At 74.9% G+C, this 267-nt stretch carries 1 pseudogene; it reads right to left on the minus strand.

Features of this window, described 5'->3' with window-relative positions:
* Positions 1-62: 62 nt before the first annotated feature.
* Positions 63-267: pseudogene (locus AC0I8G_RS25955) on the minus strand (VOC family protein); the annotation flags it as partial.

Raw genomic sequence — 267 nt, forward strand, 5'->3', positions numbered from 1 at the left:
CCGTCGGCCGCGTCTGGGCGCGTCGGACGTGTCTGACGCGGCCAGTCCGTTCGGTGACGAGCTCAGTCCTGTGGGTGGCCGATCTCCCATTCGGGACCGCTCGGATCCACGAGCCGTCCCAGACGCCACCCGTGCTCGGCCCCCACCGGGGAGGTCACCTCGGCGCCCGCGGCGGCGGCTCGGGCGACGAAGCCGTCGGGGTCGTCGACCACCCGCACCGTCCGGTTCGTGAGGGATCCGGATGCGGGGCTGGCGCGGTGCAGGGCG

It is taken from the genome of Kineococcus sp. AC630, assembly GCF_979255925.1.